The sequence below is a fragment of the Staphylococcus caeli genome, from assembly GCF_051413795.1.
GTDB lineage: Bacteria > Bacillota > Bacilli > Staphylococcales > Staphylococcaceae > Staphylococcus > Staphylococcus caeli_A.
The window spans coordinates 1-19,250 of record NZ_JBOIRQ010000031.1; the positions used below are offsets into that span (position 1 = coordinate 1).

The following is a 19,250-nucleotide window of genomic DNA, read 5'->3' on the forward strand; positions in this document are numbered from 1 at the left end:
TGTGGTTATTAACATCTTACAATAGAGTGCCGTTTATGGGCATTTTTTTATGAAATTTTAAGAGTGTTGCACTTAATATTACAATCCGTCACATATAAAAGATCCCTTTAAAGTTTTCTATTTTTAGATGTCTAATTTGAGGAGAGGATATCATTGTTATTTTAGATAGTCTTTTTTTAGTTATCCATTTCATTAGAATTATATTTATTAATAGTATTAGAGTCTCTGATTATTCAAATGGAACTTTTTCTATATTAAGTTGTTGATTTGTGTTATTTGAACGATGCATTTCCGCTAATCGCTTTTGAATCATCAGTGTTCAACTTTCATCTGATATCTGTTTTACTTAGTTGTTTATAACTTGAAAATCTATACGATAATAACAATGATACAGAGTATATGAAATTTTGTGATTAAGAATAAATTTTCTTCTATATATTCACCATTGAAATTATCTTTTTTGATGAAAAGTCCTTTTATATGCTTTCTTCATAATAATTCAATAATTTAAATTATTGAAAAAACGGAATTAAAATTTCTAATAGTAGTATTATAAAAAATGTTATAGCAAACCCTTTTAATATATATGTTTTTTCTATTTTTATATCTTGATCAGTTATTCTATGGGAATCAAACACTTGATATTTATTATATTGTTGGCATTTTGTTTCATATAAATTAGGGACCCACAAGGTTATTAATGCTAAACTAAGGATTGGCAAAATTGTTAATAAATCAAATAATGGCCCATTAGCAACGAGACTCTTTAAACTTATTTGTAAAATATGAATCAAAAAATAAATAATCAAAGAAACAATAAAAATAAAATTAATTTCTCTTTTTATATAGAACATTTCTAATTTTGCTTTCATGTTGCCTAAAATACCATTCTTTCTTCTGCCTTCTTTTAATTCATTTATTGCAAAATTAATTTCTTTCAACTCTTTTTTATAATAATTTACATTTCTTCTATATTCAGATGTTTTGACCTTAAATTTGATAGCATCTTTATCATTACTGATCTTTTTTCGTTTAGCTTTTTCGATACTTTTTTCATTAGATTCAATTATACGAACAAATTTTTTACGCTGCTTAATTAGAAAATAGTATAATGCTCTATTTTCAGTTTCACTATTATTCATGTCAAACATCCTTTTTATATTCCTGTCATCTGCTGTTATTAAATTTAATGAAAAGTTTTTCTTTCAAACTATTTTGATTATAGATAGCTAGAAATAATATTTTCTTAGTTATCATATTATTTTCATCATAAAATTAGATATCTTATATTTTATACAAAGCGTCTAACAAAGGAATAAAGTTTTCAAAATTTATTTCATTATAATTATTATAAATATACTTTGAAAATTCATCTTTACCACAATTTTTTTTCCTATTATAGTTTTCATCCTTTGTAAATGGTCTACCTTTAATTCCCTCGTCTAAAGTTTCTTTAGGAAAAAGGTCCTCAATTTCACTATGATTTCTACTACCAATTAGAGGAGTTGTCGCTATATATAAATTATTAATTAAATTTACATATAAATTATTATGCAATTCTTCTTTATTGAATTTTACATGGTTGTAAATTTTTTTAAGAGGTTTACCTTTATCATTTATTTCATTATCAAATAGCATTATTATGGGGTTAGAATATTTGCAATTAAATTTTTTAAAATACTCTGCTAAATTATTAGCTCCATTTATTCCTTTATAGTGGTTATATAAATAAATTAATGAGTCTGCACCATCTTTATTTATTCCAAAAAAGTAATTTAATCTTTTTGTTTTATTTAAAAAAATTATTTTAAATGAAAACTTACCGTCATCATTTTTTATAATAAATTTGGGATATTTTTTCCAGTATTTTTTTAATGCTGCTTTAATATATAATGAATCAGTTTTACCTTCTGTTATTAATACTAAAGATTCACTTTTGATAAAATAATTATAAAAAATAAATCTTTGATATTCTTTCTCTTTTCCGCTCAAACATCGATATGAATTTTTCTTATTTTTAATTTTTTTATTATTATACCATTCTAGTTGATTAATAAATGAAAAACGTCCTTCTAATTGATTACGTGAAGCTATTTTCCCATCTATTTCAAACTCATCATTTTTATATAAATTATTTGCCATAGCTCTTGTTTTTTTATAATAATCCCTAGGAATGTTCAACTTTTCATTTACTACTAATCCTGTAACTTGTTGTCTTGACTTTCTAAATTGTAGTCTAGTTTTCGAAGTGTTTATTTTAAACCCTGCCGATTCAATTATTCTGCTTAATTCCTTATTAAAGACTTCAAAATTCTCCAAAAATTTATGGTCATTTGTGGAAAATGTTATGTCATCAGCGTATCTGGTAAAATGCAATTTATATTTTTTTGTGAGTTTTAAAATTTTGGAATCTAATATACTTCCTATTAAATTACTAATAATTGGTGAAGTTGGCGCCCCTTGTGGTAAGCTTCCCTTATAAGTACATATTTGTGCAATTATTGTTGCAATATCTTTACTCAAATTAAATTTATCATCACTTTGAAAATAACCTTTTACTCTTCCAAAATGAATAGATTCAAAAAAGTTCAATAAATCTATGTTGACCACATATTTCTTGTTTCTATGTATTTTACTATTACTAATAATTCCTCTTTTATTCGCTTTATTTTCTTTAATAAATGCATGTATATTCTTATTATTTCTATAGAATCCTAAACTTATTAAATATTCATTTAGTTGATATGCTAATTTCTTTTGTATTATTTTTAATTTTTTATTTGGTGCTGCAATAATCCTTGTACCACCACTTTTTTTAGATATTTCAAATTCAGTGTAATGTTGATTACGTTTAATTTTGGGGTTATGATATAGGTGATATGTAAGAAAACTAGGTTTAACACCTATATAGTTTGCCAAATCTTTTCTATCATTTATTTGATTAAAATTCATCTCTTTTCTCCTATTTTAAAAGGCGTGGCTACTCATTAGGCGAGAATTACCAAGGCTAAATTACTGAATATTATAAGCTAAAATTATAAGAAGCAGTCGCTCCTTACAATAAATTCAATGATTGCGAAACACAACCACAAAATCTAGCCACGCTTAATTCATATTATCTCATAAAAAAAATATAAGGCAACATTGTCTTGTGATATTTGTCTAGGTATAGTGAAAATCACATATTTTCTTATACGCGACTAAAATCTCATCTAAACTAGCATATCTATTTTGAATTTTACTATCTAAGCCTTTTTTAATAAAATTAAGAATTGCTTGGTTTTCACACTTACTCACATTGACCTTACCAGTTAAAATGAAGAATAGTACTTTTATTATGGAATATACTTCATGCTCAAATTTGTAATTATTAAAACCTTCAAGTTCTAAACTAGGGTCATTGAATTTACCTTTAAATTCAGTGTTTATAGCTGTTAAATTAGAGTTTTCTAATTTAACTAGTCCAAAATCAGCTAACTTTAAAATATGTAAACTTGTATATTTTTTCAAAAGAATATTTGTGGGTGCTAAATCTCTATGGAAGAGATTTAAATTATGAACATGCTCCATTGCTTTTAAAAATTGCAATCCTAAAATTTTGCGTTCAGCTATATTGATTGTATTATTGTTATTCTTTATATAATCATATAAAGAATAATCTAGGTATTCCATAATATATTCGTTATTCTCTTCAAAAAATTTATATACTTCAACTATGTATGGTGAGTTTATACGTTTCATTATTTCAAACTCATTATAAAACCTCTTAAGTTCTGTTTGATTTAAATTTTTATTTGCTCTTTTTATTGCAAAGTATTTATCGTATAATTTATCCTTATATTTTAAAACTTTTGCATATGATCCTTCACCAATGAGTTTTATTGTAGAGGTATCTATATAATTATTTCCTTTATTTATATTTTGTGTGAATTTAAAAATCGGTATAGTATAATATAATTCAATTTTTTTCATACCAATTGGAATGGTGCTACCCCCATATTTAGCTAAAAAACTTTTTGTATCATTTATAGTTTCTAAGTAATAACTATTCATTTGATATCCTGTATTTGAATCCTTTAAGGTCTTTAGTAAACTTAGACAAATTTCATTTAACTCCATTAACTCTCTACTTTCCTCAGCCCAAAAATGACCTTCACTCGTATCAGTAGGTAATATTGTATTCATTAGTTTGTATAGCTCTATATACTTAAAATGTATACTAGAAAATACTATTCTCAACTCTTCAGGATTCACATTTTCGTACAGTTCACAAAACGATTTATTTTCAGCTAATTCTTTTTTGACAGAAACAATTTTATTTTTTAAATATGCATATTCCATTAATTTCATTCCTTATAATAAGTTTCTAATTACGTATTTTATTTTCGTTTTATTTATGATAACTTTCCCCTTATCAGTGATTTTGCTAAAATTTTTATATCGCTTAAAAAATAGGCAAGTTAGTATTTAAATAACTCGCCTATATGTTTGCAGAAATATCATTTAATTCAAAAATTATGTTATTTAAATTCTAAACTAATATTAAATGATAGGTTTCTGTTTACAATAGATTTATCAGCACCTTGCTTGGTTCCTCTATTTTTATGGGATGCTTTATATTCCTGAGACTCTTGCCAATGTTTGTAAGCTGCTTCGTCTTGCCAAAACGTAATGATAACATGATGTTCATGTGTACTATGTGGCTTTAGAAATAATAGATTTTCAAACCCTTCAGTATTCTCTAGATGTTTATCTCTATTTAAGAACACACGCTCGAAGTCTGCCTCTAAACCAGGATTAGCATATAAATGGTTTAAAACTGCATAACCATATTGTGGCAAATCATTAATTTGTTCTAATATAGTATAGTGATATGTCACATTAAATCTATTAATAGTTACCTCATTATTATTTTTGTCTAAATAAATACGATGTATTTCATTTTTCAACAAATGAATCACTCCTTTTTATTGGATGATATGTCAAAATTGCTTAAATTTATCCATAACATAATCTCTACTATTTTTATGATTCACGATAGTCTGTGGATAATCTTTTCCAATTTCAATATGATAAATTTCTTGTAACTTGTCTTTATATTTAGTTGGATCATGAATGTATTTACTGCTCACATCATTAAATATTTCTAGCTGTGTTTTAATAAAATACCCTTGCGCATCAAAGCGCTCACTTTGACGTATAGGATTAAACATTCTGAAATAAGGCACTGCATCTGTTCCGGTAGATGCCGACCACTGCCATCCATGTACATTAGATGCATTATCATAATCTATCAAATACTGTCTAAAGTACTCCTCACCCCAAGTCCAATCAATAAATAAATTTTTCGTTAAAAATTGTGATACGACCATTCGTAAGCGATTATGCATATAGCCTGTACGATTCAGCTTCTTCATTGCGGCATCAACGATTGGGTAGCCAGTTTGACCTTTTTTCCATACTTCAAAATGTATTTTATTATACGACCATTGCATGTTTCGATACTTTTCAGAAAAAGATTTAGTTGCCGTTTCTGGATACTGTGTCATTAACACATAATAAAATTCACGGAATATAACCTCTCTTATAAAAGCTTCATAATTTTTTTCATCGCTCTCATAATCTTCAAGTAAATCATTTATAATTTCACGAATATCGAGTAGTCCATATGCTAAATATTTACCTAATCCACTTACAAAATCCTGCGACACATCGTCAGTCAATTTATCATAATCAGCTATGTCACCATTTAAAAAATCAGCCCAAGCTTTACGCGCTAACTTTTCTATATCTTTATCATTTTCAAATTTTAAGTCACTTTGATTTGAACCCTTTTCCGCAATTTGAGACAACTGCTTAAATTGATAACTTTTTTTAGGGGTATATACTAAATCCTGACGATTTGCTTTATAAAAACTAGTAAATACTTTATAAGGCTGTTGCTGTTTATTAAAAGTCTTTGTTGGCTCAAAATAATGATTCACGCGCTGTCCAATTACTGTAATTTGGTGATTTTCAAAAGCCTTTTTTACATGAGGATAGTCATATATTTCTTTGTGATAACTCATAATATCTTTTGCTACTAATACGTGAGATAACGCCAATGTTTCGGCTAATTCACCTAGCTTTTCATATGTGACAATATGAGGTTGTATATCATGCTTATCTAAAGCATTTGCAAATCCTTTTACAACTTTATGGTAATAGTCACGTTTTACTTCTGATGCGTCAGTTAAATCTTCTAAAGGTAAGATCAAATACAATTTATTTATCTCATTTTGATGCTTCACTATATATTGAAAAAGTGGATTATCTTTCGTTCTAAAAACTCTGTTAAGTATGACTCCTAAATGCATTTTATTGCCTCCCAGCTTGTTTCATACAAATTCACTTTATAATTGTCCTTTAACTTAAGATTGTGTTTTCAATCATATACCCGTTTTAACTTTTGTATAATTCACTAAAAAATAAAATAAATTTTAAGACCTTACATATTATAGGCAACTTCAGGGTATATTATTATCAGAGGTGATTAAATTATGAATAACGAACAATTACAAAATGAAATTGAAAATATATTAAATACATCAAAAATAGGTGTCCTATCTACTGCACATAACAATACACCTAATAGTAGATACATGGTATTTTATAATGATGGACACACACTTTATACTAAGACAAGCATTGAGTCTAAAAAAATTGCTGAATTTAAAGATAATCCCAAAGCTCATGTACTTATAGGTTACGATGAAACGAATAATCGTAGTTTTCTAGAAATTGATGCTAATGTTGAAATACTGAAAGATCAAGAGACTATTGATTGGATTTGGAACAAACAAGATAAGTCCTTTTTTGACTCTAAGGATGATCCAAACTTGTGTGTAATTAAAGTAATACCAAAATCCATAAAAATTATGAACGATAAAAAATTAGATACACCACAAACCATTACGTTCGATTAGTTAAAAAGGCGCTTAAAATCACATTATTAAAAAGTGATTTTAAGCGTTTTTTATATACCATTATTAATATCTTCTAACATAGCATCAACTGTAATTTTAGCACTCGTCAGTACAATTGGCACTCCTGCTCCTGGATGAACACTAGCTCCAGCAAAATATAAATTTTTGTAATCTCTGCTCACATTAGGCGGTCTGTAATAGTTACTTTGCGCTAAAGTAGGCATTAAACCAAAGGCTGCTCCAAATTTAGCATTATAATCTCCTTCAAAATCCTTAGGCGTATAAATAATTTCTGTCACAACTTGCTTTTTCAAATCTTTTAACGCTTTAATCGTAGAAAGCTTATTGTAAATAATATCTTTCACTTGTGTGATTGTTGACTCATCAGACCAATCCGTATCACCTGTTTTCAATTCTGAAACGGGCATCAGCACATAAATACCTGTTTGACCTTCTGGCGCTAACGACTGATCTTCCACACTAGGAGCGTATACATATATTGATGGATCTTGGGATATTTCCCCGGAAAATATTTCATTGATATTACTATCAAAATCCATTGAAAATATAACATTATGTAACAAAATTTCTTCGGATAAATCTTTATCAATCCCTATATACATTAAAAAGGCAGAACAAGAATAGTCCATATTATCAATTTTCTGTGTCGTATACTTCTTAGGATGATGTTCATTTTTAATTAAAGATGAAGTAGCATATGGAAAATCAGCAGTACAAATTATTTTGTCATACTTTTCTATATGTCCGTTTACTTTTAGTCCCTCCGCACGCTTATACCTACTATCAATGATAATTTCTTCAACGTTTGCATTGGTATAAATTTGAGTACCTAATTCTTCATTTAGCGTTTGAAGCGCTCTGACAAAGCTATACATACCACCTTTTATAAAGTGAACACCAAACATTAACTCTATCATGGGTATAATTGAATACAATGACGGGCTTCGTTTAGGGTCGATACCTATATATAATGTTTGAAACGCTAAAATCTTTTGGATTTTTTCATTATCAACATATTTTTCAATTAAATTATCTGCTTTATCAAATGTTTTGAGTTTCATACCTTGATATATAGTAAAAGGATTATAAAAATCCGTAGGTTTCCTAAACGTACGTTCTAGAAAATATTTTCGTGCTATTTCATATCTTTCGTATATATCTGTTAAAAAGGACATAAAACCATGTGTAGAGTTAGGTTCAATACCTTCAAGCATATCTCTTAATTGAGCAAGATCTGTAGGAACGCGAATTTGATCTGTTTCACTAAAATAAACATCATATATATGTGATAATTGTTTAATTTCCAAGTAATCATTCATATTTTTTTGAGCGTAATTAAAAACATCTCGATAAATCTCAGGCATCATTACGATGGTTGGTCCCATATCAAATGTAAAGCCATCTTGCTTGATCTGATTCATCCTGCCACCTATTTGTTGGTTCTTTTCATATAAATCAACTTGGTGACCGTTTGCTGCTAATCTTGAAGCTGCAGCTAAACCTGAAACACCGCCGCCTATAACTGCAATCTTCATAATGTTTCACTCCTATTATATTTCGCACTAAGTTCACGATAAATTTTCATTTTTTTCAATTTGCTTACATATACTTTCTTATGCAACGTATAGTTTGCCTTCCTTACTTCCACAAGTATTTCATGATAAGCTATCGCAGCTAATTCGATAATGTAACGTACCTCTTCGTCAAAATAATTAATACCGTTTAATGCAATATCATATAACCTAACTGCCTCTGTAGCGTAACTTTCCCACAGTTCTATATAATTTGGCGTAACTCCTTCATAATATATAGAATGTAGATTAACTCGATATTGAGCTAATTTTTCTACACTTAGATAAATTCTTCCATTTTGAAAATCTTCGCCAACATCTCTTAAAATATTAGTTATTTGCATTGCCTTGCCTAAAGCAATCGCAGCTTCTTCGGCTTGCTCGAAATTATTTTCATTTGATGAAGTTAATATAGGAGTTAACAATTCACCGACAGTACCTGCCACACCATAGCAATACTCATATAAATCTGAATCAGTTTTCATTTCTTTTAAAACTAAATCTTCCTTCACATATTGAATTAAAGATTCAAAAGGTTTTTTAGGTATTGAATATGTATTCAATGTATTACTTAAAGCATTCATAATAGCTGCATCACTTTGATACGCTTGAATATAATCACAATCGCTATAAATCACATCTAAATCTCTAGCTATGCCGTTTAATTGCTCAAGGTCTTTGTATTTATCAATACTGTCATCTATAATTCTGCAAACTGCATAAATAGCCCAAATTGCTTTTTTCCTTTTTAAATCCAAAAAATCAAAGGCATATGAGAACGTTTTTGAATGTTCTTTCATTATATTGTGACAATGGTTATAATCTCTCTCTAATTGATTCATTTATTGACCTCCTCAGTAAGCCTAGAACTTCTTGACATTTGTATAAAAAACTAATCTATAAATCTATTCTACGGCCTTTCCAATATATACGTTTGAATACATTGATATCTAACCATGATTTAAAAAATATCACGACAAAGCATATGAAGAGCAGTGGATGACATAAACTCGCAACGATATTAAAATTTCCTGTTCTTCGAATAAATATATGAAATTGTATCGCATATATAAAATATAGAGTAATAGCTAATAATATATATAACGAGCCTAAATTAATTGAAAAAATTATCGCTAAAACTGTTGTAAGTGAACCAAATAGCCATAAAAATACAAACGTAAGCGTAGACTTTTTAGTTACTTGAGAGCCAAGTGCAAAGTGTTTACTCCAACCCTCTAATAGCGCTTTATATCCTTGAGAATACATTCTAAAATTCACTACACCTTGGCCTTCATGCAAACTAACTGGCAAACCTTGCTGATTATATGCTTTACTTATTGCAAAGCCTTCAATGATTTGATTTTTAGCTTTCAAATGTCCTTGTGTCAATTTATAATCTTGCTTATTTGTCACAAGGACTGGTCCAAACGCGCCTTGCTCATTATTTGCTGATTTCGTGATTGAAAATTGATTCATACCTACGATTGTCATTAAATTAAAAATCGCCGATATATTTTCATATAGCTTTTTTATCTTGTGATAAGGTTGTATTGATAACAAACCTTTACCACCTTGTAAATCATATTGATTGGCTATATTTTGGATACTATCATCACAAGCAAACTGAACATCAGCATCAACAAACATCAATAAATCATGCGTTGCATATTTGCTACCTTGCCAACAAGCATGTGACTTACCTTGCCATGTAGTATCATTTTCAACAGTATATACGCTCGCACCATAATATCTAGCAACAACTTGTGTCTCATCAGTTGAACCATCATCCATAACAATTACTTCTATTTCTTGCTCTTTACTTATACTGTTAAGTAATTTAGGTAAGTTCTCCGCTTCATTTCTAGCAGGTACAATAACACTGACGGCTGTCTGACCTCTTTCTTTTCCGAAGTTATTTATAATCGCTCGACGCGCATACATACACATTCCACTTATTAGTGATAGTATCGTCAATACTATTGCTATTATATAAAGTATCATTCAGCCTCAACTACTTTCTCCATTAATAATAGCTTCTGCTACTTGCATACCACTCAAAGTGACCATAGGCATACCAGCGCCAGGATTTACAGAACCACCTACAAAGTACAAATTTTTGAAGTACTGACTTTTTTTAGGAAACTTGAAACCTTTATTTTTCTTCTTATTAGAAACTACGCCATATATAGCTCCTTTATTAGAATTGTATGTATTTTCAATGTCATGTGGCGTCCATATATCTTCATATACAATGTGCCTTCTCAAATCTTTTAAGCCCATAGACTCTAATTTATTCAATATACGTTCTCGGAATTGCAGATATTCTGCTTCACTAAATGACTTATTCTGAATGTATGGTATGTGTGGCAATATTTTTATATTCTCGTGTCCTTCTGGCCCCTGTGTCTTATCTGTTTTATTTGTATTCACTACATAAATAGTCGGATCTTCAGGCAAAACATACTGGTGAAAAACTTGATCATAATTAACTTTAGAATTACTTGAAAAGAAAAAGTTATGATGTTGAAGCTCTGGATAACTTTTGTCCACACCAAGATGCATGACATAACCTGAACTAGCTGGCTCAAATTTACGTTCCAATTTGTTTATTTGCTTTGCATCAAAATTCAATAAATATTTATAAACAGGGATTACTTCCATATTAGATATAATGTAATCTGCATATATTTCCTCATTACTTTCTATTGTTATCCCTGTCACCTTATTTTGACTATTATAATTGATATGTTTTACGGGGGTGTTAAAATGTATGCCCACACCTAATTTTCTCGCTAATTGTTCCATCGCTTCCGCTAACTTATGAATGCCACCATCTACGTACCACAAACCTTCCTCATGTTGCATTTGAGGTAATAAACTCAATACAGCCGGAGCATCATAAGATGAGGAGCCTACATATTTTATGAAATAACCTAGCATTTCTCTTAAATATGGGTTATCCACCCTTTTATTAATGGCTTGTTGCATTGTATGAAAATAATCGAATTGCTTTAAAGCTGAAAACGGACCATGATAACGAATAATTGCAAACATCGTATCTAATCCCTTACCAAAGTAGCTTTTTTCAGCAACTTGATGTATCTTTTGTGCGTAACTAAAAAACGAAGAAAGTTGCTCTATATCTTTATTTGTTAACGATTCATTATTTGTTAACATATCTTCCATGGATTCATATAAATCTAAAATTTGGCCATCTGGATAAACGTTTCTAATCTGTAAACTTAACTTACGAATGCTAACATAATCTTCTAGCCTTTCATCACATCGTTGAAATAGGCGTTGAAATACTTTAGGCATGGTTAAAATTGATGGACCGAGATCAAATCCATAGTCATCTATGTCTAACCTATTTACCTTTCCACCGATATGCTTATTTTGTTCATATAAATCCACTTGATAGCCTGCTTGAGCCATACAAATTGCACTGGCAATCCCTCCCAAGCCACCTCCTATGACAACCACTTTCTTATTTCCCATTTAATCACCTTTTCTTTTTTGTAATTTATTATAAATACGTATTAACTTAGGGCGATTATAGCGCTGAACAATCATACAAGGCACATTAGCTATAATGACATATATAAAATTAATTATTTTAACGCTTTTTGACGCTTTAAAAAACGCAATAACAGGAAATATGGATAGCAGATGAACCACCTCTGCACGTCTAGTTTCTAATATAAATCGCTGTATATCATTCATATTTTTAGATAAATCGAAAGTCGCTTTACTACTGATATTAGGGTTAAGATTTTGACCGTCTGGCAAATGATCTTTCCAATATTTCACTTTAACTAATTGTTGCCATAATTGACCCTCTTGTTCAATATTCCAACTTCGAAAATACTTATTATCTTTTTCTAAGAACTTATAACTAATACGAGTACCAAGTTGAGCAATAATCATTTGAACTATAAACCAATATAGCGCAATATATATAATCTTTTTCATCAATTTAATGCTCAGATTTCGCTGTATAGCTTGGGTTATCTTTATTTAAATACCAATTACCAGCTGTTAAATAAGTAGCAAAAGCGCTCCAAAGCATATATGGAACTAGTAAAATGCCAGCAACTTTTTTTACATTGAAAAATTTTACAGTTGTTGTAACTACTGCGCCCAGTAATACAACACTCTCTATCAACGCACTAAAGCGTAATTTATATTTGAAGTATAATATCGACCATAGATAATTTAGGCTTAATTGCGTGTAATAAGCACCTTTTAAATCCTTACTAGTAGATTTATTAGTCACTAATGCATAAGCTACGCCCATCGTTGTATAAAGTATTGGCCACACAATTGGAAAGACATAGCCGGGTGGTGAAAAAGGTGGTTTAACATTATTTTTATAATCTTTTCTCGCGTTTTTCACTGCAAATTTCCCTATAAATTTACCGCCTGTAATTGGTGTTATAACTTTTATAATTGTTTTAATTATCTCGTTTGCTTTCATAGTTGATCCCCTCTTTTTTTGTAAAAGTAACTAGCCTTTATTTTAGCCGTTACAATTCGGCATTGGACATATTATTCTTTCTAGCTAAATACTTTTTCAATCCATATACTTTCAAAACAATTGCACCTGTAATAACAATTGGCAAAATAAACTTCTTCATATTAAAGTATTCTCCTTTATTAGTTTTTTGGCTATTAATCTTGAATTTAAAAAGATTCATTACACTTTTATGAACTTTTGCTTGGGTATACTTATATACCCACCAAGGTAACGTCGGTTCATATTCTTGTAACGCTATGATACATGCGTCACTATTAGGTAACCTTCTAAACTCTAATCTCGCATTACCACCATCTGAATCTAAAGCGAAATCTCCACCAACAATTCGATATAAAATTCTCTCATTATTAGAAGCTTTAAAATCTTTACTTAATAATAGTAAGTCCTTATTTAAACACGGCACACTAATCGTAAAGTTATCTTCGTTAAAATCACTATTAACGACATTTAATGTAATTCTATTTAAAAAATTTGCATATGATTCTGCCAATTGAATCATATTTACATCTTTAGGTAAGACTACCCTTGATATTGCTCTAACATCTTTAATATCGCCCTTACGTGATGACTTCCCTTTCTTTTGTGTCTTAGTTTCTTCTTCCAAGGCATTACGCACACTTTCTTTATAATCAATTTTACCTATAGAAATATCTTTCACAACATTTTCATGGTTTCTAATCATATCATGAATTAAGCTATCCATTAACGGATAAACCATTTCTTTTGGTACCCCAGAAATAAGTTTCACCCAATATTTACTTAGCCAAATGGGAATAATAGGCAAATCTATCGTAGGTAATCGTTTATCTAGTACCTCTGCAGTTTGCTTGAAAAGGTCTTTATAAGTCATATGACTAGGTCCACCAATATCTATCGATTCATTCTTATTCGGCTGTCGCTCTACAATTTTATATAAACCGTCAATCACGTCGTCTATTGCGACTGGCAATGTTGTATTATAAGCCCATTTTGGCAGTAACAGGCCAGGTAATCTATCTACTAATTTTTTTAATATAGGGTAAGAACTTCCTTTAGATCCTATAATCAAACCAGCTCTTAAAGTACTTACTGGTACACCATATGATCCTAAAATCTGTTCGCACTCTAAACGGCTTCTTAAATGTGGTGATAATTCACTTGTATTAGGTATCAAACCACTCATAAATACAATATGCTGAACTTTGTTATAACTTGCGGCTTTAGCAAAATTATCAGCTAATAATGCATCCATGTCTTCAAAGCTCGCCTGCGTCAACTTAGCTGAAGGCATCATAGAATGGACAAGGTATATAGCAATATCAATGTTCTCCATTACTTCTGTTATTTCATTTAAATCAAACAAGTCAGCTGCTTTCCAAGTAACATTGTGTTCATTTGATTTATTTTCTATATTTCTAGAAATAGCTATAATTTCATAGTTATCTTTTAATTTATTCATTAAGTGACTACCGATATATCCTGAAGCGCCTGTTAATAATATTTTTTTCATATATTTAGCCTCCAAATAGAAAAAGATGAGCAGGTAAACTTTACCTCAGCTCATCTTTAACTTAACGAGCTCACTTGCTCATTATCTTAATTGACAAGAGCTCCAAGTCTCTTATTTAATATTGTACCCTTCTTAAAGCTTTTCAATCTTTATTTATAATAATTAATCAATAAATTTATCAAACCACAAGAATTTGACTAAAAAAGTAATAATCTTACTTGCTTTAATGATGTCACTAGTATAAAAAAACTCTTTTCCCTTTCCTGTATAAGCTGGAATTAGTACCATATTTACTTTGGTACTATATAATCACTTTAGATTTAATATATATCTTGATATTATTGAAAAATATTTGAGCAATTTAAGTTTATTTTTACAATGTATCTACTACAACTTTATATTTTAAAAGTCATCATTTTCTATACTGCCTTATATGTTTCTAATTCAAAAAACTTTGAAGAATGCATGTAATATTACTTTCACTTTTTAATCAGATTATAACCTGAGTATATATAGAGATTTTAATTCAATAAAAATTATAAGAAATAACAAATTATTAATTGAAATTATCAAAGCTAATTATAAAGACACATTTTGGAATGAAAAAGACAAACATAACTGAGGGAACACGTGCTATAGCAATTCCAGAAGCAGCTGGAAATAAGCCGGAAGAAGTGGACAATAATGATTTAATAGAAGTATTTGAAATCACACAACCTTTAGAATCTTATGGTGTTTATGATCCCGATATAAGTGATTACGTAAGCCCAGTTGAAAAAGGAAATGGTAATAATTTTGGTGTACGTTCAGTGATTCTGATTGACTACCAACAAACAGTGGTAGCAGATGTTGATGAATAATTATAAATATAGTAAATCAATTTACTTCGCATTTGGAATAACTATTTTCCTTTGGGCTTCCGCTTTTCCAGTAATTAAAATAGCACTGACTGATTTTAAAGCAGAACATTTATCTGCTTTAAGATTACTCATAGCTGCGATACTATTATGCATAAAAAATACCACTTTCTCAAATAAAAGACATACCTTTTATTTTATTATTAGGCTTTTGCGATTTTACAGTTTATCACACTGCATTAAGTATTGGAGAGTACTATGTAAGTGCTGGTGTAGCAAGTTTAATTGTTTCAACAACATCCATTTTTTCGGCATTACTTGCCACTTACTTTTTAAAAGAAAGGTTTTCAAAGTTAGCTTGGTTAGGATCAATTATTGCATTTCTAGGTGTGGCCTTAATCTCACTAGGTAATGGAGATAAACTTAATGTCTTTATAGTGGGTATAATACTAGTTTTATTAGCCTCCTTTGGTGAAAGCGTATATTTTGTATTCCAGAAAAAGTATTTAGATAAATATGGTTTTATTCCATTAACGATTTACACAATTATTGCTGGCGCATTATTTATGGTTATATTTTTACCAGGAAGTTTTAGTGGATTACAGACGGCGAATATGACATCGATACTATCTGTCATTTATTTAGGAGCATTTCCAACTGTTATACCTTACATTGCCTTAGCCTATACGATACAAAAAATCGGTGTGTCAGATGCGACGATTTCATTATATTTAACACCTGTTGTTTCTTTAATAATAGCTTATTTTATGTTAGGTGAAATACCTACTTTATATGCTATTATTGGTGGTATTATTACATTAATTGGAGTAACTATTACATCAGCAAACGCTGAAGAAAGTGTAGATTTGAAATAGTAATAAAATTATATTAATATAAAATTAACTTTCTACATACCATTTTTACCTATAATAATTAAGGAGATTGTACATATGGAAAAAGATATAATCAATATAATTGAAAGACACAGAAAAGATATACAACTTGATAACAATCAGTTAACTATCAAATTAAAATGTACTCCAATCAATAAAAAAGGTAAAGAGTTATTTAAGATTTTAAATTATGTAATACAAGAAAATTATATTTTAACTTTTGGAAGCAATGAATATGAGTGCTACAAATGGCAAGCATATTACAAAGGGGAAAATATTATAGAAAAATATCTCAATAAGTACCTTGATAACGAAATAGAATTGTATGCTGTACCATTATCAAAAACAAACGTTGATATAAAAACTAATTCTGTTGATATAAAAAAAGCCAACCAAGTTAACGTATTTACTGATAGTATAAACTCAATAAATGCAAAGAAATTTATATATAATGAAGAATTGACAGATACAAGTAATACTGATTTATTAGTCGCTATTAATAATATAGAAAATTCGCTTAACAATTATGAGACACCTAATTACAATGATATGTCTGTAGTTAAACAATTCGCTAAATCATCATCCAATATCGCAAGTTTTGCTGCAGATGTTATTACCATTCTAGGTGTATTTTTAAAATAGAGACTTTTGAAAACCAGAATTATATTGAACTAATGCCTTTTGATTATTACTCAGAATATAGACTCTATATTAAACAGGACTGATATAAAAATCAGTCCTGTTTTTTGATACAAAAAAGCGCAAAAATCTCTATAATTTAAATGTCCTACCAAATAAACTAAGGAGAGATTATGCGCCTATGAATTATTTATATCAAAAACACTTGGAATTGAAGATCTAATGTTATTTTCGACAATAAACTAGAAGAAATTGAATACAGAGAAGAAAGATTTAAGTGCTATTATGCGAAAGTTACATATATTCCTGATTATTGTGAAAGTTGTGGTGTATGTAACACAAACTATAGTATTGTAAAAAATGGTTTTAAAAGTTCTAGAATAACAATTCCAAAAGTATCTGAAATGAATGCATTTTTAATCCTTAAAAAAACAAAGATTCTATTGTAAACATTGTTGTTCTTACTTTACAGCTCAAACTAACATCGTTGATGTTGATCGCCATATTTCTAATAATACACGTTTAACAATTTTAGATAAGGCAACCACTATACGTTCTCAGAAATCCATAGCGAAGTCTTGTGGTGTATCTAATTCAACCGTTTCACATGTGATTAATCATGCTGCACAAGATATCAAACATTTGCCATTCAGCACATTACCGAAACATATACTAATGGATGAATTTAAAAGTGTTAAACAAGTAGACAGCGCTATGAGTTTTATTTTTTGTGATGCGACTTCGCATAAAATTATATATAGTGTAAGAGATAGAAAACTATATTCTCTAAAAATTTATTTTTCTCGTTTTCCTCTCGAAGAGAGAAACAAAGTGTTAACCGTTACAATTGATATGTATGAACCATATATGTGCTTGATTAAAGAAGTATCTCCTAATGCTCAAATTATTATTGATAGGTTTCATATTGTTCAAGCGCTGAATCGTGCGCTTAATATGTCTAGGGTTAATCTGATGAATACGTTTAGAAGGAGTAATAGACCTTTATATAATAAATACAAACGTTATTGGAAATTACTTCTAACTCCGTTTGAAGATCTTAACGCCTTTTCTTATCGCAAACTTAAGTTATTTAAGTCTTGGCAAACACCTAAAGATGTTGTTGATTATTTACTGAGTTTTGATACAAATTTCCAATATAGCTATGAAGTAGTTAATGAATTAAGATATAGTTTAAAACACAATAATTCAAAAGATTTTATAACTACGCTCAATGAAGTAGAGTTAAACGAAGTATGTTTTAAATTAAAAATAGTCCTAAAAACTTTAAAAAAATACCAACTATATATTGATAATACCTTGAAGCACCCTAATATAACCAACGGCCAATAGAAGGCATCAATAATAAAATTAAACTTATTAAAAGAATATCATTTGGATATAGAAATTATGATAATTTGCGTAATCGTATCTTACTAACTTCACGACTTTATGCTTCTCCAATCAAAAAAGAGATTAAGCAACCTAAGGTTGCCTAATCTCAAAAATGGTATCAGTCCTCTTTGACAAAGAGCCAGAATATATCACTAAAAGCTAATTAATATTTTTCATATTAGTGAATTATAAAAAATAATGAGAAAAAGCTACATAATATCTATGTTGATATCATGTAGCTTTTTCTCATTTTAAATAATCATCCTAATATTAAGATTTAAGAAACTCTATTGTTTTTTCCTTCTTCCTCTTCCTAATAAGAATATACCTGAAATAGCTGCTAAAATACCTCCTAGCAATGTAATATTTTTACTTTCAGTTTCACCTGTTTCTGGTAACTCTTGTTTTTTATTATTATTTTCTTGTTTATCTTCCTTGGAAACATTTTCCTGAACATTATGATTGTAATGGTCTTCATGTTCACTTGGTGTATCTGATGCACTCGATGGATTATTCGATTCGTTCGGTGTTACTGTAATCGTGAATGTTGTTTCTGTCTTATTACCATTCGCATCTGTTGTCACAACTGTTACTGGATATTCTCCTACTTCTGTTGGACTTCCACTAATTGTGCTTGTTTCTGGATCATACGTTACACCTTCTGGTAAGCCACTTACTTCGTTTGTAACTGGTTTTCCACTATTATCTTCACCTTTGATTGTTATTGTATCAATTGGTGTATTTACTTCTTTTTCTTGGTCTGGAATTGCTTCCACCGTTGGTGCTGTTTTATCCGTTACTGTAATCGTGAATGTTGTTTCTGTCTTATTACCATTCGCATCTGTTGTCACAACTGTTACTGGATATTCTCCTACTTCTGTTGGAC

16 protein-coding genes and 2 pseudogenes are annotated in these 19,250 nt (G+C 29.3%); 5 read left to right on the top strand and 13 right to left on the bottom strand.

What is annotated here, in order from left to right:
* Nucleotides 1-512: 512 nt before the first annotated feature.
* The 5 genes from ACSULM_RS11690 to ACSULM_RS11710 all read right to left on the bottom strand — a co-directional run bounded on the left by ACSULM_RS11690 (nt 513) and on the right by ACSULM_RS11710 (nt 6,356).
* Complete coding sequence (locus ACSULM_RS11690) at nt 513-1,142, bottom strand: hypothetical protein (protein ID WP_436862930.1); 630 nt, start codon at nt 1,140-1,142, stop codon at nt 513-515.
* Between the two features lie 142 nt (nt 1,143-1,284).
* Nucleotides 1,285-2,952: a retron Ec67 family RNA-directed DNA polymerase/endonuclease gene (locus ACSULM_RS11695; RefSeq protein ID WP_436862931.1), complete on the bottom strand. Its 1,668-nt coding sequence runs from the start codon at nt 2,950-2,952 to the stop codon at nt 1,285-1,287.
* A 210-nt stretch (nt 2,953-3,162) separates the two neighbouring features.
* Nucleotides 3,163-4,341: a protein kinase family protein gene (locus ACSULM_RS11700; protein ID WP_436862932.1), complete on the bottom strand. Its 1,179-nt coding sequence runs from the start codon at nt 4,339-4,341 to the stop codon at nt 3,163-3,165.
* Between the two features lie 179 nt (nt 4,342-4,520).
* A complete protein-coding gene (locus tag ACSULM_RS11705) occupies nt 4,521-4,952 on the bottom strand; it encodes an antibiotic biosynthesis monooxygenase family protein (protein WP_016911012.1) in 432 nt (143 codons plus the stop codon).
* 30 nt (nt 4,953-4,982) lie between these two features.
* Complete coding sequence (locus ACSULM_RS11710; protein WP_436862935.1) at nt 4,983-6,356, bottom strand: cryptochrome/photolyase family protein; 1,374 nt, start codon at nt 6,354-6,356, stop codon at nt 4,983-4,985.
* Nucleotides 6,357-6,539: 183 nt separating this feature from the next.
* Here ACSULM_RS11710 and ACSULM_RS11715 point away from each other — a divergent pair, with 183 nt between their 5' ends.
* Entirely contained in the window at nt 6,540-6,965 is a 426-nt protein-coding gene (locus tag ACSULM_RS11715) for a pyridoxamine 5'-phosphate oxidase family protein (RefSeq protein WP_016911010.1), read from the top strand.
* 50 nt (nt 6,966-7,015) lie between these two features.
* Here ACSULM_RS11715 and ACSULM_RS11720 read toward each other — a convergent pair whose 3' ends face one another.
* The 7 genes from ACSULM_RS11720 to ACSULM_RS11750 all read right to left on the bottom strand — a co-directional run bounded on the left by ACSULM_RS11720 (nt 7,016) and on the right by ACSULM_RS11750 (nt 14,583).
* Nucleotides 7,016-8,521 (bottom strand): phytoene desaturase family protein, encoded by a 1,506-nt coding sequence (locus tag ACSULM_RS11720; protein WP_436862937.1) that lies wholly within the window; start codon nt 8,519-8,521, stop codon nt 7,016-7,018.
* Nucleotides 8,518-9,399, bottom strand: coding sequence for a phytoene/squalene synthase family protein (locus ACSULM_RS11725; protein ID WP_002510647.1), 882 nt, complete (start codon nt 9,397-9,399; stop codon nt 8,518-8,520). The genes ACSULM_RS11720 and ACSULM_RS11725 overlap by 4 nt, the downstream gene beginning before the upstream one ends.
* Before the next feature lie 55 nt (nt 9,400-9,454).
* Nucleotides 9,455-10,498, bottom strand: a complete 1,044-nt coding sequence (locus tag ACSULM_RS11730) for a glycosyltransferase (RefSeq protein WP_107642076.1) — start codon at nt 10,496-10,498, stop codon at nt 9,455-9,457.
* A gap of 66 nt (nt 10,499-10,564) precedes the next feature.
* On the bottom strand, nt 10,565-12,055 hold the full coding sequence (locus ACSULM_RS11735) for a phytoene desaturase family protein (protein WP_436862940.1): 1,491 nt from the start codon (nt 12,053-12,055) through the stop codon (nt 10,565-10,567).
* Entirely contained in the window at nt 12,056-12,529 is a 474-nt protein-coding gene (locus tag ACSULM_RS11740; RefSeq protein WP_436862942.1) for a glycosyl-4,4'-diaponeurosporenoate acyltransferase, read from the bottom strand.
* Between the two features lie 4 nt (nt 12,530-12,533).
* Nucleotides 12,534-13,034, bottom strand: coding sequence for a TspO/MBR family protein (locus ACSULM_RS11745; RefSeq protein WP_042737833.1), 501 nt, complete (start codon nt 13,032-13,034; stop codon nt 12,534-12,536).
* A 49-nt stretch (nt 13,035-13,083) separates the two neighbouring features.
* Nucleotides 13,084-14,583, bottom strand: coding sequence for an NAD-dependent epimerase/dehydratase family protein (locus ACSULM_RS11750; protein ID WP_436862945.1), 1,500 nt, complete (start codon nt 14,581-14,583; stop codon nt 13,084-13,086).
* Nucleotides 14,584-15,182: 599 nt separating this feature from the next.
* On the opposite strand from ACSULM_RS11750, the gene ACSULM_RS11755 reads away from it, so the two are divergent.
* From ACSULM_RS11755 to ACSULM_RS11770, 4 genes and pseudogenes are all read left to right on the top strand, one after another.
* On the top strand, nt 15,183-15,443 hold the full coding sequence (locus tag ACSULM_RS11755) for a hypothetical protein (RefSeq protein ID WP_436862947.1): 261 nt from the start codon (nt 15,183-15,185) through the stop codon (nt 15,441-15,443).
* A pseudogene (locus ACSULM_RS11760) lies at nt 15,436-16,315 on the top strand (DMT family transporter). The gene ACSULM_RS11755 and the pseudogene ACSULM_RS11760 overlap by 8 nt, the downstream one beginning before the upstream one ends.
* Nucleotides 16,316-16,390: 75 nt before the next feature.
* Complete coding sequence (locus tag ACSULM_RS11765) at nt 16,391-16,975, top strand: hypothetical protein (protein WP_047504332.1); 585 nt, start codon at nt 16,391-16,393, stop codon at nt 16,973-16,975.
* A 224-nt stretch (nt 16,976-17,199) separates the two neighbouring features.
* A pseudogene (locus ACSULM_RS11770) lies at nt 17,200-18,468 on the top strand (ISL3 family transposase).
* 183 nt (nt 18,469-18,651) lie between these two features.
* Here the strand turns inward: ACSULM_RS11770 and ACSULM_RS11775 are convergent.
* On the bottom strand, nt 18,652-19,250 hold a 599-nt coding region (locus ACSULM_RS11775; RefSeq protein ID WP_436862949.1), incomplete at its 5' end, for a putative Ig domain-containing protein.

Bases quoted from the DNA above. Each gene is read 5' to 3' on its own strand.
- ACSULM_RS11690 (WP_436862930.1), bottom strand. From the start codon at position 1,142: ATGAATAATAGTGAAACTGAAAATAGAGCATTATACTATTTTCTAATT.
- ACSULM_RS11695 (WP_436862931.1), bottom strand. From the start codon at position 2,952: ATGAATTTTAATCAAATAAATGATAGAAAAGATTTGGCAAACTATATA.
- ACSULM_RS11700 (WP_436862932.1), bottom strand. From the start codon at position 4,341: ATGGAATATGCATATTTAAAAAATAAAATTGTTTCTGTCAAAAAAGAA.
- ACSULM_RS11710 (WP_436862935.1), bottom strand. From the start codon at position 6,356: ATGCATTTAGGAGTCATACTTAACAGAGTTTTTAGAACGAAAGATAAT.
- ACSULM_RS11715 (WP_016911010.1), top strand. From the start codon at position 6,540: ATGAATAACGAACAATTACAAAATGAAATTGAAAATATATTAAATACA.
- ACSULM_RS11720 (WP_436862937.1), bottom strand. From the start codon at position 8,521: ATGAAGATTGCAGTTATAGGCGGCGGTGTTTCAGGTTTAGCTGCAGCT.
- ACSULM_RS11725 (WP_002510647.1), bottom strand. From the start codon at position 9,399: ATGAATCAATTAGAGAGAGATTATAACCATTGTCACAATATAATGAAA.
- ACSULM_RS11730 (WP_107642076.1), bottom strand. From the start codon at position 10,498: ATGTATGCGCGTCGAGCGATTATAAATAACTTCGGAAAAGAAAGAGGT.
- ACSULM_RS11735 (WP_436862940.1), bottom strand. From the start codon at position 12,055: ATGGGAAATAAGAAAGTGGTTGTCATAGGAGGTGGCTTGGGAGGGATT.
- ACSULM_RS11740 (WP_436862942.1), bottom strand. From the start codon at position 12,529: ATGAAAAAGATTATATATATTGCGCTATATTGGTTTATAGTTCAAATG.
- ACSULM_RS11745 (WP_042737833.1), bottom strand. From the start codon at position 13,034: ATGAAAGCAAACGAGATAATTAAAACAATTATAAAAGTTATAACACCA.
- ACSULM_RS11750 (WP_436862945.1), bottom strand. From the start codon at position 14,583: ATGAAAAAAATATTATTAACAGGCGCTTCAGGATATATCGGTAGTCAC.
- ACSULM_RS11755 (WP_436862947.1), top strand. From the start codon at position 15,183: ATGAAAAAGACAAACATAACTGAGGGAACACGTGCTATAGCAATTCCA.
- ACSULM_RS11765 (WP_047504332.1), top strand. From the start codon at position 16,391: ATGGAAAAAGATATAATCAATATAATTGAAAGACACAGAAAAGATATA.